This window comes from Aggregicoccus sp. 17bor-14 (assembly GCF_009659535.1).
Classification (GTDB): domain Bacteria; phylum Myxococcota; class Myxococcia; order Myxococcales; family Myxococcaceae; genus Aggregicoccus.
Genome location: NZ_VJZZ01000018.1, coordinates 1 through 24,424, shown reverse-complemented (window position 1 = coordinate 24,424; position 24,424 = coordinate 1). Strand labels below are relative to the sequence as shown.

Here is a 24,424-nt window from a genome sequence, read left to right as displayed (position 1 = left end):
GGCCCGGCCGGAACTGCGTGTGTGCTGGCGCCTTTGCTACATCTGGTACTTGAAGGTGGCGCTGATCACGTGCGCGGTGCCGTCGAAGGTGCCCGGCAGGCCCGGGATGTCCGTCTTCGTCGCGTGCAGGTAGAGGAACTGGTACGCCGCGTCCACGCCGATGTTCTCGGTGAACTTGAAGCCCGCGCCCACGCTGACCTTGTAGCGGTCCGCGTCCGGCAGGTCAGGCCCCAGCGTGGACTGGGGCGCGGTGCCCGGCGGCGGCGGCGTGGTGGTGTCCGCCTTCGGCGACGGGGTCGGGTCGTACATGAAGCCCAGGCGCGCGGCGAACTTGTCCGTGAAGGCGTACTCGCCACCCAGGTGGTAGTTCACCGTGTCCTCCCAGTTCTTGCGAACCGGGCGGTCCAGCGCGTCGTTCTCGAAGTTGAAGAACAGCTCCGGGAAGTCGCTCCAGCGCACGTAGCCGAGGTCGAAGGCCAGCGTGAGGTTGTCCACCGGCCGCGAGGCGAGGCCGATGTTCACCGTGGTGGGCAGGCGCACCGCACCGGTGATGGGCTGGTCCGCCAGCAGGGTCGCCAGCGCCGGCGGCACGCCGTTGAAGTGCGCGCTGCCGTCGAAGTTGAGGCTGATCTGGCTGCGGTAGCTCACACCCAGCGACAGGTAGCGCTCCACCACGTCCACCTGGGCGCCGGCGTTGAAGCCGATGCCCCAGGCGCCGCCGCCCAGCTCCAGCTCGTTGCCCGGATCCATGGGCGCCGGCTGGTCGCGCTTGATGTGGATGGTGGCGCGCACCAGGTCCACGCCCGCGCCGAGGCGCACGCGCTTGATGGGCTCGTACGCCACGGTGGGGTTGAGGTGCCAGGCAGCGAAGCGGCTCACCTTGCCGCGGGTGCTGCCCACGAACCCGTCCTCCCACTGGCTGCGCGCCGCGAAGGGCACCATCACGCCCGCGCCCACGGCCAGCTTCTCCGTGAGGCGGTACACGCCGTAGAAGTGCGGCGGCGGCGAGACGGTGAACTCCTGGTTGTACTTCACGCCCGCACCCAGGCCCTCGGAGGGCGTGAAGGCGATGCGGGGGATGATCCCCGTGTCGCCCACCTGGATGTCCAGCTTCTTCACGCCGAGGATGCCGGCCGGGTTGTAGTAGACGGCGCTCGCGTCATCGATGAAGCCGGTGACGGCGGTCGACATGCCCGTGGCGCGCGAGCCCTGGGTGTCGATGTTGAAGCCCGCCGCCTGGACGGCGCTGGCGGCGAGCAGGGTCGCAACGGTCAGAGTCTTCTTCATGGTCGTTCGTGTCCTCTGAAGTGTGCGTGCGCGCTAGCGGGTGGCCGGCGGAACCACGCCGGCGGCGACGAAGTTCACGACGTCCGACTGGGCCTGCGCGGTCGCCGCGGGGCTGGCCGCGGGGCTGAGCAGGAAGCCGTGGCGGGCACGGTTCTGGGCGTCGGTGCCCGTGGCCGGGTCGAACAGCGTCACGGGCGTGTCGTTCGCAGCGCCCTGGCGGTTGGCCGCCGCGATGAGCGCCTCGGTGGTCGGGTTCGGCACCACCTGGTCACCGGTGATGTACTGGATGAGCACGTCGCGGCTCACGCCCGAGGTGTTGCGCATCGCGTACGCGAAGGTGCGCGGGTCCGCGGGGTCCAGGATCCACCGCGCGATGCCGGTGAACTGGTCGAACGCGGGGCTGTTCTCCGCGATGCCCGCCGAGGCGAGCGAGCCGATGAACGCGGTCTTCTGCGTGGCGAAGGCCGGCGCGGTGAGCAGGATGGCCGCGGGGTCGCCACCCGGCACGTTGAGCACCGAGCGCTTCACCTGCGTGGACACGCCCGTGTACAGGGTGCCCAGGATGCCGCCGAGGCTCTGGCCCGCGTAGTTGAGCTTTGTCGCGTCCAGCGTCGGGCCGCCCGCCGCGGCGAGCTGCAGGTTGAGGTTCGCCGCCGGGGGCGCGGACGTGGACGAAAGGACGCGCTCCACCTGCGCCATGTCGACGATGCGCTGGCGGAAGTTGTCGCGCGTCGCGAACAGGTTGGCGGTGTTCAGGATGTTCCAGCCGCTGATGACCGGCGCGCCGGAGGCGTCGCGCTTGAAGTCGCCGCCCTCGCACTTGGAGTCCGCGAGGCACAGGCCCTGGTTCTGCGCGCGGCAGACGAAGTCGCCGCCCTGGCCCGGAGTCGGGTCGCAGGACGCGCGGTCCGCGTCGGCCTTCGCCACGCAGCGCCCGTAGGAGGGCTTGGTCTGGTCGATCTCGCAGCGCTGCTTCGCCGGGTCGGCGCACGCCGCGTCGTCCGAGGGCGCGTTCGGGATGACCGACTTCGAGCCCACGCAGAAGCTGCGGTCGCCGTGGAACACGGTGTCGATGGAGAGCATCGCCTGGCCGCCCTGCGCCAGCGAGTTCGCGATCGCGAGCGCCTGGTTGCGGTTGCCCTGCAGGCCGTGGCCGAAGAAGGTCACGGGAAGGTTGGTTCCAGTCGGCACGGTGAGGGTGAAGGGCACGAACTCGCCCTTCCACTTGGTGTTGTCCGGGTTCAGCGTGCCCGAGGGGCCCGTGAGCGCGAAGGGGACGACGATCTCACCGGCGAAGATCTTCGAGATGTTGCCGGAGGGGATGCCGCCCGCCGTCATCTGCGCCTTCACCACGGTGGTCACGTCTCGCACGTACAGCGGCACGTCCGGCAGCGCCGCGGCCGGGGTGGCCTTCACGCCGCCGTACAGCGCCTTGCCCACGCTCACGGTGCTCTGGGTGGGGTAGGGGAACGCGAGCAGCAGCTTCTCGCGGGTGAGGCCCGCGGCCGCGAGGCCGTCGAGCATCGGGGCGAACGCCTTGCGCGCGCCCTCGAGCGTCTGGGCCTGCGCGTCCGAGAGGCTGGACACCGCGCTCTTGCCCTGGGCGGTGACGAGCGAGTTCTTGCTGCGCAGCAGCACCCACGAGGGGTCGGGGAGCACGGGCGAGCCGCCCGTGGCCTTGAGGCCCGCCGTCACGTAGGCGCCGTAGGTGGTCTGCTCGTCCAGCGGCACCTGCGGCACGAACTGCAGGGTCTGCGGCTTCGGGCCGGTCGAGGGCTGCGGGCTCACCGCGCAGTCCACGCACACCTTCACGATGGGGTTGGTGGTGTTCGCGGTGAGCTTCGTCGCGAGCTTCACGAAGCCCGCCACCTGCGCGACCGCGGGGCCGCTGAGCAGGGTCTGGTCGATGGTGCCCGTGTCCAGCGCGCCGAGCGCGTCGCTGTTCTCGCTGGCGATGGGGGCGGTGAGCGGCAGGCCGTCCAGCGTGTTGAGGCCGCCGTAGAGCGCCTGCTGCGTGGGCGAGGCGCCCGTCGGGATGGGCAGCTTCACCTTGAAGCCGGTCGCCGTGGTGGCGTCGGGCACGGTGATGAGCGCGCTGGGGAAGGGGATGATGCTGCGGCCCGGCTCGAACACGAGCGTGGGCTGGCTCACGGTGGTGAACACCCACGCGAGCGAGATGTCCTCACGCTTCACGCCGTTCGCGTCCAGCACGTCCAGCGCGGGCTTGTGCAGCAGGCGCACCGGCTCGAGCTTCTGCGCCGCGGCCGTCTGCTCCGCGAGGCGCGTGGACGGGTCGGTGGAGGTCGCCGGCAGCAGCTCGGTGGTGGTCTGGCAGGCCGGGTAGGGCTTGTCGAGGCAGGTGGCCAGCGGCTGCTCGCTCGCGATGAAGGCCCAGGTGGAGGTGCCCACGACGGGCTTGCCGTCCGCGCCCTTCACGCCCGAGGTCACGGCGACGCCGTACTGGTGGCCCGGGACATAGCGGCCGCCATTGGGGCCGAGCACCACGATGCGGTCCAGCCCGAAGCCGTCCTGCGCCGCGGGCACGTAGCTCACCGCGCCGGTGACGAGCTTGTTGTCCGTCACGTCCACGATCTTCACCGTGTCCGCGTTCACGCTCGCCGGGTCCAGCGCGCCGGTGAACGTGGTGCTGACGGTGGTGCTCGTGGGGAAGCCGTCGAGGCTGTTGAGGAAGGTGTTGAGCTCCTTCTCGGCGTCCGACGCGTTCGGCGGCAGCGGGACCGCGAGCTTGCCCGTGGCCGGATTGCGCGCCAGGTCGTTGGGGCTCGGAACCACCGGCACGGCGGCGGTCAGATCGAACCGCGGCTGCGTCGAGGAGGGCTCCACCGCCTCGTTCTTCGGAATCTCCGGGCTACAACCAACTGCGCCTGCGGCCAGAGCCGCGGCCAGCACCAGTCTCTTCATTGTGTGAAACCCCCTCCGTTGGACGACCGGAGCGGGCTGCGTAACACGCTTTCGACGCACGGCGCTAGATTCGGGAATCAACGCTATGCGTCATTCTGATTGCACCTGAGTTGCATTGCGCGCGCGGTGCTTGCGCAGGCGCTCAGGGCGTGCGGGTGGGGCGCTTTTCGACCCCGTCTGCGGGCCCATGGTGCCCGGCGCCGGGGCCGTACAGGAGCCGCCGCAGCTCGCCCTCGCAGAGCACGAAGAGGCTGAAGGTGACCGCGTACGCGCCCACCACGTCGATGGTGTAGTGCAGGTGCGCGAGGAACACGCTCGCGACGACGAGCACGTGCCCCGCGATCATCCACGCGCGCAGCCGCGGGAAGCGCCACACGTAGAGCAGCAGCAGCAGCGTGGTGGCGGTGTGCCCGGAGAAGAAGAGGTCCTTGGTGAGGTAGGCGTGCGGCGCGTCCGAGCCGAACACGTCCACGGGGCTCGCCAGGTGCGCGAAGGCGCGCAGGCGCGCGGCCGCGTCCATCCCTGCGTTCACGTCCGCCCCGCGCGTGGGCCCCAGGCCCGTGGCGAGGATGCACGCCCCGCGCACCAGCGCGAGCAGCCCGCTCACCACCATGTAGCGGCAGAAGCGGCGCGCATCGCGCGCGAGCAGCAAGAGCGCCACCGGCACGTACGCCACCGTCCACAGCGCGTAGTTCCAGCGGTCCACCCACGCCACGTACGGCACGCGCGCGAGCAGCGCGTCCGGCAGGTGCGGCGCGGGGCGCGCCTCCGCGAGCAGCGCGAGCCACACCATCGCGGCGAAGCACGCGAGCCGGAACGCCACCGCGCCCGCGACCGCGAGCGCGAGCGGCCGCGCGGGGCGGGGCGCAGGGAGCGCGGTGGGAGCGGGCGGGGGCGCGGGCGCGAGCGGCCGCGCGGGCAGCGGGGACATGGGCGGGGAGTTAGCGCGGATGTGAGCAAAAGCAAAACGCGGCCCGCCCCCGACAGGCCGCGGGCGCTAGGGTGGAGCGGCCATGAACGCTCCGCTCGCCGCCCTGCTGCTGCTCGCCGCCGCCGCCCCGCCTGCCCCCTCCGCCCAGGCCCCCGCCCACGGTGCCGCGGCGAGCCCCGCGAAGGGCAGCGCAAAGGGCGCCGCCGGCGGCCTCACCTGGAGCCCGCCCGCGGCCTGGACGCTCGAGCCCGAGCGTCCCATGCGCGCCGCCACCTACCGGCTCGCGCCCGCGCAGGGAGACGCGGAGCCCGCCGAGCTCGCGGTGTTCCACTTCGGCGCGGGGCAGGGCGGGGACGTGGAGGCGAACGTGAAGCGCTGGCTCTCCCAGTTCAAGCGGCCGGACGGCTCGCCGGTGGACGCGGACGCGAAGCGCACGCAGGAGAAGGTGCACGGCCTGCGCATGACCACGGTGGACGTGCAGGGCACCTACGCGAGCGGGATGATGATGGGCCCGGCCACCCCCAAGCCGGGCTGGCGCCTGCTCGGCGCCATCGTGGAGGGAGGGCCCGAGGGCCCCGTCTTCTTCAAGCTCACCGGCCCGGCGCGCACCGTGGCCGCGGCGCAGAAGGACTTCCGCAGGCTGCTGCAGGGCGTACAGCGCGGCGGCTAGGCCGCCTGCTCGCCCTCCAGAGGAGGAGGCCCGCACAGATTCCCGGTACGTTGTCGCCGCCCCCCTTCATCCCCAGCCTTGAGGGCATCCCTCATTTCACTGGAGATGAATTCGATGACGACCAAGCTCATGAAGCGGCTCGTGCTGGTGGGTGTCCTCGGCGGCGCCATGGCGGTGATGCCGGCCTGCGCCCACAAGTCCGAGTCGGGCTCTTCGACGAACACCGGGGCGACCGGAAGCGGAACGAACACCGGCACCGGCGCCGACACGGGTAGCAGCACGGGCACCAGCACCGGTACGACCACCGGCACCGGCACGGATACCGGCACGGGCACCGGGACCACCACCACGCCTCCGGGCACGGGTGGCTCGGGCAGCACCAGCACCGGCAGCGACGCGTCGGGCGCCTCCGGCACCACGACCGACCCCACCACCACCACGCCTCCGGGCAGCAGCATGGACCCGAACAACCCGGGCACCGGCGGCTCCGGGACGACCACGGGCTCCGACACCTCCACCGGCTCCGGCTCCATGGGCTCGGACACCATGGGCGGCTCGGGCAGCAGCACCACCAGCGACCCGAACGGTGGCACGGGTGGCTCGGGCAGCACCACCAGCGACACCAGCAGCAGCACCGGCTCGTCGACCGGCACCACGACCAACCCCGACGGCCACCGCTAATCCCAGGGGACCTGCGGTTCCTGCGGCCCGGCACCTCGCGCAGCAGCGAGGGTCGGGCCGCAGCCGTTTCCGGGCGCTCAGGCGCCCGGCGGCGCGGAGGCGGCGGCGACGCGGCGGATGGCCGCGGCGATCTCCTCGGGGCACTCCTCCTGGAGGAAGTGGCCTGCGCGCAGCTCGGTGACGCGCGCGTGGGGCAGGGCCTCGCGGTGGCGGCGCAGCGCCCGGCCGAGGATGGGGTCCTGCAGCCCCCACACCAGCTCCACCGGGCCCCGGAAGGCGCGCGCCCAGGCCTCGCCCTCGCGCAGCGCGGGGAGGCTCGGGTGCCCGGCGTGGCTGGGCACCATGCGCGCGAGCGCGAGCGGCGCGGCGCGATCCCGCATGCGGCGCAGCGGCCAGCGGTAGGCGCGCGCCACGTCGCCCGAGATGGAGCGCGGGTCCGCCTGGGTGCGCCCGAGCACCCCCAGCGGAAAGCCCGCGACCCGGAACGCCAGGTCGCTGAGCAGGGGCACGCGCGCGAAGCGGTGGAAGGCGGTGGCGCGGAAGCTCACCGGCGCGAGCAGCGAGGTGTTCATCACCACCAGCCCCGTCACCCGGCCGCCCGCGTGCGCGGCCATCCACGCGCCGATGGGCCCGCCCCAGTCCTGCACCACCAGCACCACGTCCCGCAGGTCCAGCGCCTCCACCAGCGCGAGCAGCGCCTCGCCGTGGCCCTGCAGCGAGTGCGCCCGGAGCGCGCGCGGCTTGTCGCTCAGGCCCAGCCCCAGCAGGTCCGGAGCCACCGCTCGCAGGGACGCTCCCTGCCCGCGCTGCAGCGCTGCGATGACCTTGCGATACAGGAATGACCAGGTGGGGTTGCCGTGCAGCAGCAGCACCGGGCGCCCCGCGCCCTCGTCCACGCAGCTCAGGTACGCACCGGAGGGCAGCGGCACGCGGCGCGGGTGGAACGGATAGTGACGGGAGACGAAGGAGGGCAGCTCGGGCACGGCGCCCGAGTCTGCGCGCGCAGGCCGACGCCCGCGCGCGCTGGCGGACAGCAGGGGCAGGGGAGTGCTGGGTAACGAACGCGCCCCCGTGCGAGGCGCGGCCACCCCGCGGCGGGCGTGGCACCGTCCCCGGGAGACCTCTGGACCTCGTCCTCAAGACCTCTTCAAGGAGCAACGGGCATGAACGCGGTTGCAGTCATCCTCGCAGCAGGCGAGGCGAAGCGGATGGGTCACCCCAAGGCGCTCATCGAGCACGAGGGCGGCCGCAGCTTCCTGCAGTCGCTCGCGTCGACGTTCGGCAAGGCCGGCTGTCACGTGCTCGGCGTGGTGGGCAAGGACGCGGACGCGGTGCGCGCCCAGCACCCGGCGCTGCACCTGGTGGACTCGCCCGCGTGGCAGGAGGGGCCGCTCGCGAGCGTCAAGGCGGGGCTGAGCGCGGCGCTCGAGGAGGGCGCGGACGCGGTGCTGCTGCACCCGGTGGACATGCCCACCCTGCGCGCCACCACGCTCAAGAGCCTGCTCAAGAGCACCCCGGACGGCACCGGCCTGCGGCCCGAGTTCGAGGGCGCCCCGGGCTTCCCGCTCATCCTCTCGCGCCAGGGCGCGCAGCAGCTGCTCGCGGCGCAGGGCACCCAGCTGGAGCCGGCGCTCGCGGGCCTGGGGCTCAAGCGCGTGACGGTGAAGGACCCCGGCGTGGTGGTGAACATCAACGCGCCGGACATCTACGAGCGGCTCTTCGGCAGCGAGCCGAAGCTGGCCCCGCCTCCCAAGCGCCGCGCGCGCAAGGGTGACGCCCCGGCGGCGCAGGGCTAGCGTCCGGGCCCTACCCGCACGGAGGGGGCCGGATGAACGTGGACGAGGCGAAGCAGCTCGCGCAGGTGGCGATGGCCCGGCGCAACGCCGCGCAGGCGTCGCGCCTGAGCGGCGAGCACGTGTCGCTCGGGCGCCCGCTGCGCACGGTGCTCTTCTTCGTGACGTGGGCGGTGGGCTTCGCCCTCGCGCTGGGCATCGGCGCGGCGGTGGGCGGCGGCCTCGGCGCGGCGGCCGTGTTCCCGGTGGCGCTGCTGGTGTCGCTGGTCCCCGCGCTGTGGGTGAGCCGCATCGTGCGCGTGGCGGCGCAGTGGGAGCGCGCCGTGGTGCTGCGCTTCGGGCGCTACCACGGCCTCAAGGGGCCCGGCGTCATCTTCGTCTTCCCCGTCGCGGACAACGCGCGCTTCGTGGACACGCGCCTGCTCACCCTGGACATCCCCCACCAGCAGGTCATCACCCGCGACAACGTGCCGGTGATGGTGGACGGGGTCATCTTCTTCCAGGTGCAGGACCCGCAGCGCGCGGTCGTCACCGTGCAGGACTACCGCTACGCCATCAGCCAGTACGCGCAGGCGTCCCTGCGCGACGTCATCGGCGGGATGAGCCTGGACGACCTGCTGAGCGAGCGCGATCAGATCCAGGCGCAGATCGCCCAGGTGGTGGAGGACCGCAGCCGCTCCTGGGGCATCCACGTGGACAGCATCCGGCTGCTGGACATCAACATGCCCGAGGAGCTCAAGCGCATGATGAGCCGGCAGGCCTCGGCCGAGCGCGAGAAGCGCGCCACCATCACCAAGGCCGAGGGCGACAAGGAGGCCGCGCTCAACCTCTCGGCCGCCGCGGCCACCATGGCCCAGAGCCCCGGCGCCATGCAGCTGCGCACCCTGCAGACGCTGGACGGGCTGGGCTCCTCGCCCTCCAACACCGTGGTGCTCGCGGTGCCGGTGGAGGTGCTCGAGGCGCTGGGCCGGGTGAAGCCCGGGGCCTGAGCGGGCGCGGCCGGCGCGCGGCGCGTCAGAACACCACCGACGCTCCGACGTAGGGGCCGCCCAGCGCGTCGGTGTGGCGCACGCCGTCCACGTAGCCCGCGTCGTCCAGCACCAGGCCGCGCCACCCGCCGTGCAGCGCGAAGGCGCCCAGGTGCAGCATCAGGCCGGCCTGCGCGTCCAGCACGCGGTCCGGGAAGGGCACCAGCTGCAGGCGCGCCTCCACGTCCAGCGGGCCCGCCACGCACGCCTCCAGCGAGCTGCCGAAGGCGGGCGAGAGGAAGTCCACGTCCGGCCCGTGCGCCGCGTTCACGCCGGCCTCCAGCCGCAGCCGCACCCGGTCCATCGCCACCAGCGCGTAGGTGAGCTGCGCGTCCGCAAGCGAGAGGTTGTCGGTGGCGTTGCTGCCGTCGTCCGCGCGCAGCCCGAGCCCCAGCACGCGGAAGGAGACGCCCCAGCGCGCGCCCTCGAGCGCGAGCCGCGCCGCGGCGCCGCCCCCCTCGGAGCGCGGCAGCGCGAGCCCCTCGAGGCCCAGGGTGAGGGTCACGGGGAAGTAGCTGCGGGTGGGAGCCTCGTTCACCTCCACGTGCAGGTGGGAGCGCGTGGCATGCGGGGGCGCGAACACGTTGAAGAGGAGTCCCGCGACCACGCTGCCGCCGTCACAGTCGCGGCAGGGGCGGTCGCTGCCGCGGCCCTCGTAGCGCTCGGGCTCCTCGCCGGGCGGGGTGGCCGCGTGGGGGGCGTCGTCCTGCGCGGGCTTCTCGGCAGCGGGCTTCTCGGAGCTGCTGCGCTTGCCGAAGCGGGCCTCGGCGGACGGGGCGGCGAGCAGCAGCGGCAGGGCGAGGGAGGCGAGGAGGGCAGAGGGGCGCATGGGGTCCGCCTGGGAGACGGGAGAGGGGAGCGCTGCCTGGACGCCTGCTCTGCGCGATTATTCAATCTTGGGGCGCTGGACGCGGGCGTGGCGCGCGGGGGCGGCGGGCGGTATTCGGGAGGCCGAATGGACACCGCCACACCCGCCGTGGGGCCCCGCGCCGTCTTCGCCCACCGCGACTTCCGCCTCTACCAGGCCGCGCGCCTGCTGCTCACCCTCGGCATCCAGATGCAGTCCGTGGCGGTGGGCTGGCACGTGTACAGCCTCACCGGGCGCGCGCTGGACCTCGGCTACGTGGGGCTCGCGCAGTTCCTGCCCGCCGTGCTGCTCAGCCCGCTCACCGGGGACACGGCGGACCGCTTCGACCGCCGCCGCATCCTGCTCGTCTGCTACGCCACCCTGAGCGTGTGCGCGCTGCTGCTCTTCGCGCTCGCGCGCATGCACGTGCCCTCGCTCGGGGCGCTCTACGCGGTGCTGGTGCTCCTGGGCGTGGGGCGCGCCTTCCTCGGGCCCGCGGGGCAGTCGCTGGTGCCCAGCCTGGTGCCCAACGCGCACCTGGCCTCGGCGCTCGCGTGGAGCTCGTCCATCCTGGAGATCGCCACCATCACGGGCCCCGCGCTGGGCGGCCTCGCGTACGGGGGGGTGGAGGCGGCGGGCGTGTACCTCATCTGCGCGGCGCTGATGGCGCTGGCCACGCTGCTCATCGGGCGGATGCGCACGCGCATCGCGCACCGGGTGTCCGCAACGCGCTCGTGGGACCGGCTGGTGGCGGGCCTGCGCTTCGTGTGGCACCAGAAGGTGGTGCTCGGCGCCATCTCGCTGGACCTCTTCGCCGTGCTGCTGGGCGGCGCGGTGGCGCTGCTGCCCATCTTCGCGGCGGAGATCCTGCACACCGGCCCCTGGGGCATGGGCCTGCTGCGCAGCGCGCCCGCGGTGGGCGCGGGCACCATGGCGCTGGTGCTCGCGAACCGGCCGCTGCGCCGGCGCGCGGGGCGCACGATGTTCGTCTGCGTGGCGGTGTTCGGCCTCGCCACCCTCACCTTCGGGCTCTCGCGAAACCTGTTCCTCTCGCTCGGGGCGCTCGCGGTGCTGGGCGCCGCGGACATGGTGAGCGTGGTGGTGCGCAGCACGCTGGTGCAGCTGGCCACCCCGGACGAGATGCGCGGCCGGGTGAGCGCGGTGAACATGGTGTTCATCGGCGCCTCCAACGAGCTGGGCGAGTTCGAGAGCGGCCTCACCGCGCAGTGGCTCGGCGCGGTGCCCGCGGTCATCGTGGGCGGCCTCGGCACGCTGGCCGTGGTGGCGCTGTGGGCGTGGCGCTTCCCGGAGCTGCGGCGCGTGAACCGGCTCGAGGACGTGACCCCGGCCACGGCCGCGCAGGTGGAGGCCGAGGTGGAGGCGGAGGAGGCCGAGCGCTCCACGGTGCTGTAGCGGCGGCCGGGCGCTCCACGGTGCTGCCGCTCCGGATGCAGCGCTCAGCGCGGCTCGCCACGCGCGAGCGACGCGGGCCGGCGATTGCCCGCCGCGTGCCAGCGGCGCAGGGCCCCCGCCGCGCCCGGCGCGTGCAGCGCGAGTCCACCGCGCCGCCCGGCGCAGCGCGCAGCGCTTGCGACGCGGACTCGGCGCTCCGTGCTACTCGCCGCGCGTGGGCAGCGCGAGCGGCGCGGGCGCCGGCGCGCGGCCCGTCGCGAGCATCCCGAGCGCCTGCACGGCGCCCGCGGTGAGCAGCGCCGCGGCGAACGCGAGCGGGATGCCGAGCGGCTCCAGCGCGAGCGCGAGCACCGCGAAGAAGGCGGCGAAGGCGCGCAGCGCCCGCAGCACGCCGCGCAGCAGCCGCAGCGCCGCCTCCGGGCCCTGCTGCTGGTGCGCGAAGGCGGTGAGCACCGCGCTCGCCACGGGGAAGGGGGCGAGCAGCCCGCTGAGCCCGGGCCCCAGGCGCGCGGCGAGCGCCGTGAGGCCCAGCACCAGCGCGAGCGTGGCGCCGGCGCGCACCGGCAGGTCCCAGCGGCCGGGCGCCGCCGCCGCCGGGGCCGCCTCCGCGGGGCGGGGCAGGGCGCGCAGCCCCAGCTCGAGGCTCGCGAGCGCGAGCAGCAGCGCCGCGCCCGCGCTCAGCGCCGGCAGCGCGTGCAGCAGGGCCGTGCCCGCGAGGAAGGCGGCGTAGCCCGCGGCGAGCGCCCCCGGCCAGCGGCCCCGGCGCGCGGCGTGGCCGTACACCACCGTGTACGCCGTGAGCGAGGCGATGCCCGCGAGCGTGCCCCGCGCGCTGTGGGCGCCGAAGAGGGCGCCCTGCTCGAGCGCGAAGAACAGCGCGATGGGGCCGGCGATCATCGGGAAGCCCGCGAGCCAGCCTGCGACCTCGGGGCCCCAGCGCCGGCCCGCGAGGCTCGCGGCGGTGACGAGGCCGGGGGCGAGCAGCAGCTTCAGCGCGAGCACGGAGGTCATGGCGCGCGGCAGCCTAGCCGAGCGCGCGCGGCGCGCCCGGGGCGAGCAGGGGGCCGGGCGCGCGGACTCCTGAAGGACTCCCGGGCGACAGAAGCGCGGGGTCCGGCGCCGCAGGGCCCGGGCGCTGCGCGAGAGTGGCGCCCCATGGACGAGCCGAACCTGCACGATGCCCTGGAGATCCTCACCCGCCTGCTGATGGCCACCGTCGTGGGCGCGCTCATCGGCTTCGAGCGCCGCCGCCAGCGCAAGGCGATCGGCATCGGCGGCATGGTGCTCGTGGCGCTGGGCAGCACCTCGTACATGCTCGTGGGGCAGTACCTCGCGAAGTCGGACCCGGCGGCCCTCAGCCGCACGCTGCAGGGGCTGATGCAGGGCATCGGCTTCCTCGGCGGCGCAGTCATCTTCCGCGGCGGCACGGACGTGCGCGGCATCAAGACGGCCGCCGCCGTGTGGATCACCGGCGCCTCGGGGCTCGCCATCGGCACCGGCTACTGGGTGCTGGGGCTCACCGTGGGCGTGGCCACCGCCGTCATCCTCTTCGTCACCGATCTCTTCCCACCGCGAAGCCCCCTCCCGGACGCGCCAACCCCGCTCTCCCCCGAGGACTGAGCGCGGGGCTCCCGCGCCTCAGCGCGCGGCGGTGGCGCTGCGGGGCAGGCCCGCCGCGCGGGCGCGCTGCTTGGCGTCCGCGAGGCGCTTGCGGCGCTCGGCCTTGGGCGCGGCCTTCACCCGGGGCGCGGGCCGCGCCTGCAGCTGGGCCTGCAGCGCGTCGCGCTCGCGGGTGAGGCGCACGGACTCCTCCTCGAGGGCCTTCATCCGCCGCTGCAGGCTCTCGCGCAGGGCGAGCTGCTCCACGAGCCGCGCCTCGCTCTCGGCTGCCTCGCGCTCCGCCTGGGCGTGGCGCGTGGCGAGCGCGTGCACCGAGCGCCCGCCGGCCACCGCGAGCGCCGCGGTGAGCCCCAGCACCAGCAGCAGCAGCACCCAGGGCAGCGGGGTGCCAGACGCGGGGCGGAGGGGCTGGGGCATCGGCGGGTCCAGGGCAGGGGAGCAGGCGTGCTCTCCCCTGGACCCTAGAGCGTCTCCGCAGGTGGGCCTCAAGGCGCGGGCGTAGGCCCGGCTGCGACTACTTCGCCGAGGCCTCGGCGCCCTCGAGCTCCACGCGGCAGTCCTTCAGGTCGCCGAGCACCTTCGTCAGCAGGCCGCCCACCAGGTCCACGCCGTTCAGCTCGAGGCCGCCGAGGCTCAGCTGGTCCCCCTTCACGCTCGCGGTGTCCGCGCGCTTCATCTTGCCGCCGAGGGCGAGCGCGTTGCCGCCCACGCGCGCCCCCGGCTGCAGGCGCAGCTCGCCCCCCAGCGAGACCACGTCCCCGAGCACCTCGGCGCCCTCCTCCACCGTCACCGTGCCGTGGAAGGCGACCACGCTCTTCACCACCGCGCCCTTCTTCACCACCACGTTGCCCTCGAGCGCCACGGCGTCGTGCACCGTCTGCCCCGGCTGCAGCACCAGGTCCTTGCGCTCCACCAGCACGTCCCCGGGCTCCAGCGTGATGTGGCAGCGCCCGCCCTCGGCCTTCGCGCTCTTCGACAGGTCCTTGTTCACGTCCACCGCGAAGGCCGCGGGCGCGGCGAGCAGGGCGACGAGGGCGGCGGCGAGCAGGCAGGGGCGCATGGCGGGACTCCACGGGTGCAGCGGGGACACCCGGGATACGGCGCAGGGGGAACCCGATTGCGTCCGGCGCCCGCTGCCCCCGCAAATGCGAAGCCCCGCGTTCCCTGGGGGAGCGCGGGGCCTCGGGAGGCGACGGGTGGGTCCGAGCGACTAGGCCTTGAGGCCCGGGGTCGCCTGGAACACGTCGTTGAACTCGGTGAGGGCCTTGTTCAGCGCGGCCTTGATGTCGCCGGTGAGCTCGCGCTTGGCGGCGATGTCCGTGGCGAGGTTCGGGTACTTGCCGTCGCAGAACTCGAGGAACTCGGTCATGTAGCGCACCACGTCCGCCACCGGCACGTTGCGGATCCAGCCGCGCTTGCCCGCGTCGTCGCGGTTGGTGGCGGCGTAGATCTGCATCACCTGGCGCTCGACGGAGAGCGGGGCGTACTGGCCCTGCTTCAGCAGCTCCACGAGGCGCGCGCCGCGGGCGAGCGTCTCCTGGGTGGCCTTGTCCAGGTCCGAGCCGAACTGCGCGAAGGCGGCGAGCTCGCGGTACTGGGCGAGCTCGAGCTTCATCGAGCCGGCCACCTGCTTCATGGCCTTGATCTGCGCGGCCGAGCCCACGCGGCTCACCGAGAGGCCCACGTTGATCGCCGGGCGCACGCCGGAGAAGAAGAGGTCCGTCTCGAGGAAGATCTGCCCGTCGGTGATGGAGATGACGTTCGTCGGGATGTAGGCGGACACGTCACCCGCCTGCGTCTCGATGATGGGCAGCGCGGTGAGCGAGCCCGCGCCCTCCTCGTCCGAGAGCTTCGCGGCGCGCTCGAGCAGGCGGCTGTGGATGTAGAACACGTCGCCCGGGTACGCCTCGCGGCCCGGCGGGCGGCGCAGCAGCAGCGAGAGCTGGCGGTACGCCACGGCCTGCTTGGAGAGGTCGTCGTACACGATGAGGCCGTGCATCTTGTTGTCGCGGAAGTACTCGCCCATGGTCACGCCGGCGTACGGCGCGAAGAACTGCATGGGGGCCGGGTCGGACGCGTTCGCGGCGACCACGATGGTGTACTCCATCGCGCCGTAGCGGGTGAGCTTCTCCACCACCTGGGCGACCGTGGACTGCTTCTGGCCGATGGCGACGTACACGCAGTACACGCCCTTGCCCTTCTGGTTGATGATCGCGTCCAGCGCGACGGCGGTCTTGCCCGTCTGGCGGTCGCCGATGATCAGCTCGCGCTGGCCGCGGCCGATCGGCACGAGCGCGTCGAGCGCCTTGATGCCGGTCTGCAGCGGCTCGTGCACGCTCTTGCGCTTCACGATGCCGGGCGCCTTCACCTCGAGGCGGCGGGTCTCGGTGGCCTGGATGGGGCCCTTGCCGTCCACCGGCTCGCCGAGCGCGTTCACCACGCGGCCGAGCAGGCCCTTGCCCACCGGCACGCTGGCGATCTGCCCGGTGCGCTTCACGGTGTCACCCTCGCGGATGTCCTGGAAGGCGCCCATGATGGCCACGCCGACGTTGTCCTCCTCGAGGTTGAGCACGAGGCCCTTCACCCCGTTGGGGAACTCGACGAGCTCGCCGGCCTGGCTGCCCTCGAGGCCGTAGACGCGCGCGATGCCGTCGCCGACCGAGAGGACCGTACCGGTCTCGGCCACGGTCACCTTCTTGCCGTAGTCCTTGATCTGCTCGCGGATGATTCTGCTGATCTCGTCGGCGCGGATTTCCATGAGAGTCTTTGCCCTTGAAGTGAAGCGGAAGCGGCGCGCTGGAGGCGAGGCCTCACTCGGCGCTGCGAAAGCGGGGCCCCCTTAGCATGGGGTTCCCCCCGGCCGCAACGCGTGAAGCACGACCCAGAACGCGGCTTTATCCGGGGTGTTAGCGGCGTGCTGCTGCGCTGCGCCAGGGGAGAACGGCCGCGCCGCGCGCGAACTTCCAGGATCAATTCCCCGCGCCGCTCCGCAGGCTCCGGGGGGTGCCCCAAGACCCGGATAGGCCGTTTTCTGGCCCGCACCCTGGCCCCGATCTACACGGCACCCCCTGAGCGCCGGGGCGGGAGGGTCCTGCCCCCCGAGCGCGGACAATCCGATTCAGAGGGGTTCTGACGTGCGTGCAATGAAGCTGATGGTGGTGTGCGGTGCGCTGGTGGCCGGGGCGGCCTCGGCGCAGGAGCGCAGCAACGAGGTCTCCTCGCCCACGGGCGGGCAGTGGTCGGTGGGCGCCGGTGCGGGCGTCACCGTGTTCGGCAACGACCCGAACAACCCGAACGGCTTCACCCCCCGCGCCTCGCTCGAGTACATGCTGAGCGGCGACACGGCGCTGGTGCTCGGCGGCTTCGGCAGCTTCGGGGTGGGCTGGGAGAACGGCAACAGCCTGGTGGACGGCGGCGTGGGCCTGAACCTGGGCGTGCGCAAGTACCTGAGCGGCTCGGGGGCGAACCGCCTGAGCCTCCACGGCCTCTTCAACGCGGGCTTCCGGGACGCGGAGAGCGCGCCCAGCCGCATCGAGTTCGGCCTGCGCGGCGGCTTCGCGGTGGACCACCCGCTCGCCGACGCGCTCGTGCTGCGCGCCACGGTGGACGTGGCCAACTTCGGCTACGGCCGCAACGTGGGCAACGGCAACAACGCGGTGGAGAACCGCGTGGGCCTGGACCTGTTCCTCGCCCCGGCGGTGGAGCTGCGCTTCGCGTTCTAGCTCCGGGCTGCAGGCCGGAAAGCAAACGGGGGTGGCGCTCGATGAGCGCCGCCCCCGTCGTGCTTCATGGGACTGAGTGCGCCCTAGCGCTGCTTCAGCTCGCGGCGCAGGTCCTCGAGCTGGGTGCGCAGGGTGCCGTCGTAGAGGGTGCCGCCCACCTGCGCCGAGACGCCGCCGATGACCGCCGGGTCCACGCGGGCGCTGAGCACCACGTCCATGCGGGTGAGCTGGGTGAGCTGCTGCTGCATGCGGGCGATGACCTCGTCCGGCAGGCGGGTGGCGGTGACCACCTGGCCGCGCACGCGGCCCGCCTTGGCGTCCGCCATGTCGCGGTACACGCGGGCGATGTCCGGCAGGAAGGTGAGGCGGTTGCGGTCGTTGAGCAGGCGCAGCGCGTTGGCCAGCGTGGGCTCCGCGCCGCCCACCATGCCCAGCAGCGCCTCCACCACGCGCTCGCGCTGCGGGCGGCTGTAGGCCGGGTTCTGCAGGACGTCCGTGAGCTCCGGGCTCTTCTCGAGCACGCCGGCGAGGGCGGAGAGCTGCTGGGCGACCGCGTCCACGCGGTTCGCCTCCGAGGCGACGGAGAGGAGGGCGCGGGCGTACCGGCGGGAGATGGAGACGTTGGCCATGGCGAGCGCGCGCTTACCACGCACTCCGGCCGCCCGGCAACGCCCGTGGCCACCCCGCGCGGGCCCCGGGCCCAAGCCTCCCTGCTCGCCCCCCGCAGCCCTGCTGCAATGTAGGCACGCGCGCTTGCGCCCCCGCCCTCTGGCGCGCCGGCTCCCGGGGCGTCTAGCGTGCGGCGCATCTCCATGCGCGAACACCGCGAACCCGTCGTCGGCATCGATCTGGGCACCACCCACAGCGTCATCGCGACCGTGAGCGCGGAGGACGGCCGCCCGCGGCTCATCCCCACGCGCACCGGCGCGCGCCTCACGCCCAGCGTGGTGGGCATCACGCGCGCCGGAGAGCGCCTGGTGGGCGAGCGCGCGCAGCTGCTCGCCGAGACGCAGCCGGACAACGTGGCGTGGGCGACGAAGCGCTTCATCGGGCGGCGCTACACCCCGGAGCTGGCGGCGGCGGCGAAGAGCGTGGTGCCCTACGCGCTGCACCCGGGGCCCGCCGGCGACGTGCGCGTGAAGCTGGGCGGGCGCGTGCTGCCGCTCACCCAGGTGTCCGCCGCGGTGCTCGGCGAGCTGAAGCTGGACGCGGAGGCCTACTTCGGGCGCCCGGTGCGCCGCTGCGTCGTCACCGTGCCCGCCCACTTCGACGACTCGCAGCGCCAGGCCACGCGCGAGGCGGCGAGCATCGCGGGGCTGGAGGTGCTGCGCCTGGTGAACGAGCCCACCGCGGCGGCGCTCGCGTACGGGCTGTCGCGCGGCTTCAGCGGCCGCGCGCTCGTGTTCGACCTGGGCGGCGGCACCTTCGACGTCTCGGTGCTCGACGTGCGCGAGGGCGTCTTCGAGGTGAAGGCCACCGGCGGCGACGCGCAGCTGGGCGGCGAGGACTTCGACCAGCGCATCGTGCAGTGGCTGCTCGCCCAGGTGGACCCGCAGCAGCGCGACGCCGTGGCGAGGGACCCGCTCTCGCTCAGCCGCCTCAAGGTGACGGCCGAGCGCGCCAAGCGCGCGCTCACCGACGCGGAGGAGGTGGCCATCGACCTCGAGGGGCTCGCCGGCGGCTGCAGCGTGCACACCGCCCTCACCCGCGCCTTCTTCGAGGCGCTGAGCGAGCCGCTCAGCCGCCGCTGCCTCGAGGTGTGCGAGCGCGTGCTGCGCGAGGCGAAGCTCGGCCCCGAGGAGCTGGACGCGGTGCTGCTGGTGGGCGGGATGACGCGCGTGCCGCTGGTGCGCCGGCTCGTCACCGCCACCTTCGGGCGCCCGCCGGCCGAAGGCGTCCACCCGGACGAGGCGGTGGCGCTGGGCGCCGCGGTGCACGCGGCGGAGCTGGAGGCGAAGCGCGGCGACACGCTGCTGCTGGACGTGGCGGGCCACTCGCTGGGCGTGGGGATGATGGGCGGCATCGTGCGCCACCTCATCGCGCGCAACACGCCGGTGCCGGTGGCCGTGCGCGAGGTGTTCCACCCCGCGGCCCACCACCAGACCGAGGTGCGCATCCCCGTCTACCAGGGCGAGAGCACCCGCGCGGACGAGAACACCCAGCTGGGCGAGGTGGTGCTGCGCGAGCTGCAGGCCGCCGAGCGCGGCCAGACGCCCGTGGAGGTGAGCTTCGAGCTCTCCACCGAGGGCACCCTCAGCGTGCGGGTGACGGACCTCAACACGGGCATCGCCAAGGCGGTGCAGCTGGAGGCGCGCGCGGCCACGGGCGCCCCGGAGCTGGAGCGCCTCACCCGCGAGCAGGCCGCGTGGGCGGGCGCCGAGGCGGACGCGCGCTCCGAGGAGGCCTTCCGCCGCGTGCTCGAGCGCGGCGAGCGGCTCGCGAAGGTGCTGGAGACCAGCGCCCGCGAGAACCCCGGCCCCGCCTCGGACGCGGCCGTGGCGCGCGTGCGCACGCTGCTCGCCGAGGGGCACGCGCTCGCGGGACAGACCGGCCCCGAGGCGAAGGAGCCGCGCATGCGCGTGAGCCGCGAGCTGCTCTCGCTGCTGCACGGCGTGTAGCGCAGGCCCGGCGCTCAGTCGTCGCGCGGCAGCCGCCGCGCGACCTCCTGCAGCGTGAGCGTGCGCTCCACCGGGTCCACGTCACAGAGGGCCGCGAACTCGCCGATGCTGAAGTGGAAGGGGAAGCGCGCCACCGTGTTCTCGGTGCGCGCGAGCACCCCGTCCGCCACCCCGCTGGCGAAGTCGTCCATCTCCTCCTTGATGCGGCGGAACACCCCGGCCGGCACCAGCCCCAGCTGGCGCCAGGCGCCCGTGCTGATGACCACGCGCAGGGGCCTGGGAGGTGGAGAGTCTTCGGAGGTGCGACGGCGCATTGGGCCCCGCGCGTTGCGCGCCGCGTGCCAGCCTGCTCGCCAGTGGTGTCGCGCACTTGGCGAAGCGCCCCGCGCGAAGGACGAAGGAATTACACCCCCGCGCCTGGAAAAATGTACGGCCTCAGTTTCCCGCTCGGGGCTCCCCGCACGCCCTCAGCTTTCTGAAGCGCGCGGGAGGTGGAAGGCCCGTGCTTTCGGGCGGTTGGAGGGGCCCTCCGGCTGGCACAGGGGTGGCACCGCGGCGGGCCCCGGGAGCAGGCGCGCCGGCCGGGAGGCGCCTTTCGGAGGGGGATCACACGTGCGGACGCGCGAGCAGGGAAGGCTGTGGGGGGCGGCGGCGGCGCTGGCGGCGGCGGCGGCGCTGGGCTGTGGGGGCAGCGGGGCGAAGCACGAGAACGTGGCGGTGCAGAGCCAGGCGCGGCTGGAGGCCTTCGACTCCTGTCCCGCGCTCGAGCGCCACCTCGAGGACGAGGCGGTGCGCGACATGCGCTCGCAGCTCGAGCAGAGCAAGGAGCAGGTGCGCCGGGGCGGCGGCTTCTGGTACCCGCCGATGGAGGACGTGGGCGCTCCGGCGCCCAGCACGCCCTCGGCGGGCGGGGCCGCGGGCGGGCCCCAGGACTTCACCACCACCAACACCCAGGTGGCCGGCGTGGACGAGCCGGACTTCGTGAAGAACGACGGCACCCGCATCCTCGCGCTGAGCGGCGGGCGCCTGCAGCTCGCGCGCAGCTGGCCCGCGGACCAGCTGCAGACGGTGGCCTCGCTCGCGGTCGAGGGCTGGCCCACCGAGATGTTCTTCGAGCCGGAGAAGAACCGCGTGACGGTGCTCTCCAGCGTGTACGAGCAGCGGCCCGTGCTGGGCATCGCCGCCCCGTGCGCGATGATCGAGGGCTGCGGCGGCTGGGGCGACAACACCACCAAGCTCACCGTGGTGGACATCTCCACCCTCAGCGCGCCGCGCGTGGTGGACGAGCTGTACCTGCCCGGCTCCTACCAGACGGCCCGGCGCGTGGCGGGCTCGCTGCGCGTGGTGCTCGCCGAGCCCTTCCGCTGGCCGCAGGGCGTCTCCTTCTGGCCCCAGCCGCGGGACGGCAAGGCGCAGGACAAGGACGCGCTGCTCGCCGCCTTCGACGCGCTCGAGGACTCGAACGAGGCGCTCATCCGCGCGCAGCCCCTCTCCACCTGGGTGCGCGAGGGCTGGCGCCGCCGCGCGGACGGCAGCCGCCAGGACTTCGGCCTCTCCTGCGGGGACTTCCACCGCAACACCGCGCCCACGCGCGCCGGCGTGATGACCGTGGCCACCGTGAACCTGGATGCGCCCGAGGGCAGCGTGCCCGGGCGCACCCGCCTGCTCGCCGAGCCGGGCGTGGTGTACGCGACGCAGGACGCGCTCTACGTGGCCAGCGCCCACTGGTGGTGGTGGCCCGAGCCCGGCCAGCAGGACCACACCTACCTGCACAAGTTCAGCCTCCTGGACCCCGCGCGCGCCACCTACGTGGCCACCGGCGGCGTGGACGGCTACCCCAAGGATCAGTTCAGCCTCGACGAGCGCGAGGGCGTGCTGCGCATCGCCACCACCGTGACCCGCCGCCTGGACCCCACCCCCCAGGCCCCCTGGGGCCCCACCGAGACGGCGAGCCGCCTGTGGACGCTGCGCCAGGAGGGCGGCCAGCTCGCGCCGCTCGGCAAGACGGCGGAGCTCGCCCCGGGCGAGCGCGTCTTCGCCGCGCGCTTCGTGGGCACCCGCGGCTTCCTCGTCACCTTCCGCCAGGTGGACCCGCTCTTCACCTTCGACCTCTCGGACCCCGCCCACCCGCGCACCGTGGCCGAGCTCACCCTGCCGGGCTTCAGCACCTACCTGCACCCGCTGGACGAGGGACACCTGCTCGCCGTGGGCGAGGCGCGCGACGCGGGCGGCACCTGGCAGAGCCGCGCCCTCAAGGTGAGCCTCTTCGACGTGACGGACCTCGCCCACCCGCGCGAGCTCTCCACCCAGACGGTGGGCACCTCCTCGGGCTACAGCGAGGCGCTCTACAGCCACAAGGCCTTCAACTACTTCCCCGCCCGCGGCCTGCTCGCCATCCCCTTCTCGGACTGGACCCCGAGCGGCTCGGACCCCTGGGGCACCTTCGTGAGCGACCTGCGCCTCTTCTCCGTCAGCGTGGAGGGCGGCATCCAGGCGCGCGGCAGCCTCGGCCTGCGCGACCTGTACATGACCTACGGCGACGCGCAGTGGAGCTACGCCTGGAGCCCCTGGGTGCGGCGCAGCGTGATGGCGGACGACTTCGTGTACGCCATCAGCGACGCGGGCATCCGCGTGGCGCGCCAGGACGCGCTCACTTCGCCCCTGGCCACCGCGCCCTTCTTCCTCCAGCGCCCCTGAGCCGCTATAGGCGGCGGCAGCCATGAGCGCCGCCGCCGCCCCCACGCCCCACTCCCCCGCCGACGAGGCGCGCGCGCTCGTGCGGCTCGCGCTCCCCATCGCCATCGCCCAGGCGGGCCAGGCCCTGATGGGCTTCGTGGACACCGTGGTGGTGGGGCGCGCGGGCACCTCCGCGCTCGCCGCGGTGGGGCTCGCCAACATGCTCTTCTTCGCGGTGAGCGGCTTCGGCATCGGGATGATGGCCGGCCTGGACCCGCTCATCTCGCAGGCCTTCGGCGCGCGCACCCCGGGCCGCGCCCGAGCCCTGCTGTGGCAGGGGGGCTACCTCGCGGTGGCGCTGGGGCTGCTGCTCGCCGTGCCCATCCTGCTCGCGCCGGCGCTCCTGCCGCTCTTCGGCGTGCGCCCCGCCGAGCTCTCCCAGGTGCACAGCTACCTGCTCCTGCGCGCGCCCAGCCTGCCGCTGGTGTTCCTCTACTTCAGCACGCGCTCCTACCTGCAGGCCGCCGCGCTCACCCGGCCCCTCGTGGTGGCCACCGTGGTGGCGAACCTCTTCAACCTGGGCGCGGACATCCTGCTCGTGTTCGGCGGCGCGGGCCTGCCCGCGTGGACGGGGCCCCTGCGGCTCATCCCTGCGCTCGGTGCCTCGGGCGCGGCCATCGCCACCACCCTGGGCTGCATCCTGCAGTGGGCCCTCGTGGCGCTCGCCGTGCGCTACGTGCCCGCGCCCGAGCAGGAGTCCGGCCGCCCGCGGCGCGCCCTGCACCTGCCCGACCTGCGCCAGGCCGTGCGCGTGGGGCTGCCCATCGGGCTGCACATCGGCGCGGAGATCGGCGTCTTCGCGCTCGCGGGCCTGCTCTCCGCGCGCTTCGGCCCCGCGAGCGTCAGCGCCCACCAGATCGCCATCTCCTTCGCGAGCCTCACCTTCACCGTGGCCATGGGCATCGGCAACGCGGGCAGCGTGCGCGTGGGCTGGGCCGTGGGCGCGCACGACACCGCCCAGGCCCGCCAGTCGGGCTTCGTCGCCTTCGCCGCGGGCGCGGGCTTCATGTCCCTCTCCGCGCTCTTCTTCGCCCTCTTCCCCGAGCCGCTCGCGCGCGCTGCCGGCGCCCCGCCGGACGTGCTGCGGCTCGCCGCGCCGCTGCTGGTGGTCTCCGCCGTGTTCCAGATCTCCGACGGCATCCAGGGCGTGGGCGCCGGCGTGCTGCGCGGCGCGGGCGAGGCCCACTTCACCTTCCTCGCCAACATGGTGGGCCACTACGCCATCGGCCTGCCGGTGGCCCTGCTGCTGGGCTTCTGGCTCGGGCAGGGCGTGGTCGGCATCTGGTGGGGGCTGTGCGTGGGGCTCACCGCCGTCGCGCTCGCGCTCGTGTGGCGCTTCAACCGCATCAGCGCCGGCATCATCCGGCCCCTGGGCTCGGAGAGCTCCGAGGGCTCCTAGGGGGCCGAGCGTCCGGGCAGGCGAGCCTGCCCCCGCAGCGGGTCACCGCGCAGCGCGTGATTAGCCTCACGCGAGCGCCATGATCGAACCGCACCTCGCGTCCAACTCCCATGCGCGCCTCTACCGCCAGCTGATGGAGCTGGCAGTGCACGCCCAGCACCTGCGCGCCCGGTGCCGGCGGCTGCAGCGCGCCCTCGTCCACCTCTCCGAGGCGCGCCGCCCGCACGCCGAGGCCGAGCTGTTCGAGGTGCGCGCGGAGCTCGGCCGCGTGGACACGCAGATCTCCAACGTGAAGGCCGCCCTCGCACTCGGAGCGGGCTGAGGGAGCACGCGCGGGGCAGGCTCTGAAGGGAAGCCGGAAGGGACGGTCACCGCACGCGATTGCCGAGCGCGGCGGGGCGTCGGACTGCGCGGCGCTCCGGGGTGACGCAGGCGAAGGAGCCCCCTCACCGGGAGGGCCTCCGGTCACCTGAGGGGGACCCTCTCGGGCGCGAGGTCGCGCGCGCCTGTTCTGGAATGTCGGGGGATTTCCTGAACAATCTACAGCACTTGGGGTCCCCTCAGGCGCCCGCCAGGCCTGGATGGAAGCTTCATTCCAGGCCTCCGCCGGGCCGCCAGGGGCCGTGGACGAAACGTTCCTCAAGATTGATCACATGTTGCGGCGCGGAAGCCGACGAGAGCGGCGGTGAGGGCTTCGTGGCCGCGGGCCAGCGTCTGCCAGCCGGGGGGGCCGTTGCGCTTGAGGTGTCCGCCGAGG

Annotated in this window: 22 protein-coding genes; 11 read left to right on the top strand and 11 right to left on the bottom strand. The window is 73.8% G+C overall.

Annotation, left to right across the window (positions count from 1 at the left end; all coding sequences use genetic code 11):
* Positions 1–36: 36 nt before the first annotated feature.
* From FGE12_RS26175 to FGE12_RS26165, 3 genes are all read right to left on the bottom strand, one after another.
* Entirely contained in the window at positions 37–1,287 is a 1,251-nt protein-coding gene (locus FGE12_RS26175) for an OmpP1/FadL family transporter (protein WP_153869349.1), read from the bottom strand.
* Positions 1,288–1,320: 33 nt separating this feature from the next.
* Positions 1,321–4,209 (bottom strand): hypothetical protein, encoded by a 2,889-nt coding sequence (locus FGE12_RS26170; RefSeq protein ID WP_153869348.1) that lies wholly within the window; start codon positions 4,207–4,209, stop codon positions 1,321–1,323.
* 142 nt (positions 4,210–4,351) lie between these two features.
* Entirely contained in the window at positions 4,352–5,140 is a 789-nt protein-coding gene (locus tag FGE12_RS26165) for a phosphatase PAP2-related protein (protein ID WP_153869347.1), read from the bottom strand.
* A gap of 82 nt (positions 5,141–5,222) precedes the next feature.
* Between FGE12_RS26165 and FGE12_RS26160 the strand changes: the two genes are divergently transcribed.
* Together FGE12_RS26160 and FGE12_RS26155 are read left to right on the top strand one after the other, a co-directional pair.
* Positions 5,223–5,810: a hypothetical protein gene (locus FGE12_RS26160; protein ID WP_228531118.1), complete on the top strand. Its 588-nt coding sequence runs from the start codon at positions 5,223–5,225 to the stop codon at positions 5,808–5,810.
* A gap of 114 nt (positions 5,811–5,924) precedes the next feature.
* Positions 5,925–6,491, top strand: coding sequence for a hypothetical protein (locus tag FGE12_RS26155; protein WP_153869346.1), 567 nt, complete (start codon positions 5,925–5,927; stop codon positions 6,489–6,491).
* A 77-nt stretch (positions 6,492–6,568) separates the two neighbouring features.
* Here FGE12_RS26155 and FGE12_RS26150 read toward each other — a convergent pair whose 3' ends face one another.
* Complete coding sequence (locus FGE12_RS26150; RefSeq protein ID WP_194798292.1) at positions 6,569–7,474, bottom strand: alpha/beta fold hydrolase; 906 nt, start codon at positions 7,472–7,474, stop codon at positions 6,569–6,571.
* Between the two features lie 180 nt (positions 7,475–7,654).
* Here FGE12_RS26150 and FGE12_RS26145 point away from each other — a divergent pair, with 180 nt between their 5' ends.
* Entirely contained in the window at positions 7,655–8,287 is a 633-nt protein-coding gene (locus FGE12_RS26145) for an NTP transferase domain-containing protein (RefSeq protein WP_153869345.1), read from the top strand.
* 32 nt (positions 8,288–8,319) lie between these two features.
* Positions 8,320–9,273 carry a slipin family protein gene (locus FGE12_RS26140; RefSeq protein ID WP_153869344.1) on the top strand — a complete coding sequence of 318 codons (954 nt, stop codon included), beginning with the start codon at positions 8,320–8,322 and terminating at the stop codon, positions 9,271–9,273.
* Between the two features lie 25 nt (positions 9,274–9,298).
* Here the strand turns inward: FGE12_RS26140 and FGE12_RS26135 are convergent, their stop codons facing one another.
* The gene (locus FGE12_RS26135; protein WP_153869343.1) at positions 9,299–10,141 is read right to left on the bottom strand and encodes a hypothetical protein; all 843 of its coding nucleotides are present in this window, start codon (positions 10,139–10,141) and stop codon (positions 9,299–9,301) included.
* 126 nt (positions 10,142–10,267) lie between these two features.
* On the opposite strand from FGE12_RS26135, the gene FGE12_RS26130 reads away from it, so the two are divergent.
* A complete protein-coding gene (locus tag FGE12_RS26130) occupies positions 10,268–11,572 on the top strand; it encodes an MFS transporter (protein ID WP_153869342.1) in 1,305 nt (434 codons plus the stop codon).
* A 201-nt stretch (positions 11,573–11,773) separates the two neighbouring features.
* Here FGE12_RS26130 and FGE12_RS26125 read toward each other — a convergent pair whose 3' ends face one another.
* Positions 11,774–12,583 carry a hypothetical protein gene (locus tag FGE12_RS26125; protein ID WP_153869341.1) on the bottom strand — a complete coding sequence of 270 codons (810 nt, stop codon included), beginning with the start codon at positions 12,581–12,583 and terminating at the stop codon, positions 11,774–11,776.
* Positions 12,584–12,727: 144 nt separating this feature from the next.
* On the opposite strand from FGE12_RS26125, the gene FGE12_RS26120 reads away from it, so the two are divergent.
* Positions 12,728–13,192 carry an MgtC/SapB family protein gene (locus FGE12_RS26120; RefSeq protein ID WP_153869340.1) on the top strand — a complete coding sequence of 155 codons (465 nt, stop codon included), beginning with the start codon at positions 12,728–12,730 and terminating at the stop codon, positions 13,190–13,192.
* Positions 13,193–13,210: 18 nt separating this feature from the next.
* Here FGE12_RS26120 and FGE12_RS26115 read toward each other — a convergent pair whose 3' ends face one another.
* The 3 genes from FGE12_RS26115 to atpA all read right to left on the bottom strand — a co-directional run bounded on the left by FGE12_RS26115 (position 13,211) and on the right by atpA (position 15,950).
* A complete protein-coding gene (locus tag FGE12_RS26115; RefSeq protein WP_153869339.1) occupies positions 13,211–13,609 on the bottom strand; it encodes a hypothetical protein in 399 nt (132 codons plus the stop codon).
* 97 nt (positions 13,610–13,706) lie between these two features.
* Entirely contained in the window at positions 13,707–14,252 is a 546-nt protein-coding gene (locus FGE12_RS26110; RefSeq protein WP_153869338.1) for a hypothetical protein, read from the bottom strand.
* 150 nt (positions 14,253–14,402) lie between these two features.
* Complete coding sequence (gene atpA / locus FGE12_RS26105; RefSeq protein WP_153869337.1) at positions 14,403–15,950, bottom strand: F0F1 ATP synthase subunit alpha; 1,548 nt, start codon at positions 15,948–15,950, stop codon at positions 14,403–14,405.
* A 376-nt stretch (positions 15,951–16,326) separates the two neighbouring features.
* Here atpA and FGE12_RS26100 point away from each other — a divergent pair, with 376 nt between their 5' ends.
* Positions 16,327–16,914: a hypothetical protein gene (locus tag FGE12_RS26100; RefSeq protein WP_153869336.1), complete on the top strand. Its 588-nt coding sequence runs from the start codon at positions 16,327–16,329 to the stop codon at positions 16,912–16,914.
* Positions 16,915–16,997: 83 nt separating this feature from the next.
* Here FGE12_RS26100 and atpH read toward each other — a convergent pair whose 3' ends face one another.
* A complete protein-coding gene (atpH, locus tag FGE12_RS26095) occupies positions 16,998–17,543 on the bottom strand; it encodes an ATP synthase F1 subunit delta (RefSeq protein WP_153869335.1) in 546 nt (181 codons plus the stop codon).
* A 183-nt stretch (positions 17,544–17,726) separates the two neighbouring features.
* On the opposite strand from atpH, the gene FGE12_RS26090 reads away from it, so the two are divergent.
* Complete coding sequence (locus tag FGE12_RS26090; RefSeq protein ID WP_153869334.1) at positions 17,727–19,532, top strand: Hsp70 family protein; 1,806 nt, start codon at positions 17,727–17,729, stop codon at positions 19,530–19,532.
* Between the two features lie 14 nt (positions 19,533–19,546).
* Here the strand turns inward: FGE12_RS26090 and FGE12_RS26085 are convergent, their stop codons facing one another.
* On the bottom strand, positions 19,547–19,798 hold the full coding sequence (locus FGE12_RS26085; RefSeq protein ID WP_153869333.1) for a hypothetical protein: 252 nt from the start codon (positions 19,796–19,798) through the stop codon (positions 19,547–19,549).
* Positions 19,799–20,144: 346 nt separating this feature from the next.
* On the opposite strand from FGE12_RS26085, the gene FGE12_RS26080 reads away from it, so the two are divergent.
* From FGE12_RS26080 to FGE12_RS26070, 3 genes are all read left to right on the top strand, one after another.
* Positions 20,145–22,229: a beta-propeller domain-containing protein gene (locus FGE12_RS26080; protein WP_370459155.1), complete on the top strand. Its 2,085-nt coding sequence runs from the start codon at positions 20,145–20,147 to the stop codon at positions 22,227–22,229.
* 22 nt (positions 22,230–22,251) lie between these two features.
* Positions 22,252–23,667: an MATE family efflux transporter gene (locus FGE12_RS26075; protein WP_153869332.1), complete on the top strand. Its 1,416-nt coding sequence runs from the start codon at positions 22,252–22,254 to the stop codon at positions 23,665–23,667.
* Positions 23,668–23,746: 79 nt separating this feature from the next.
* A complete protein-coding gene (locus FGE12_RS26070) occupies positions 23,747–23,989 on the top strand; it encodes a hypothetical protein (RefSeq protein WP_153869331.1) in 243 nt (80 codons plus the stop codon).
* Positions 23,990–24,424 lie beyond the last annotated feature (435 nt).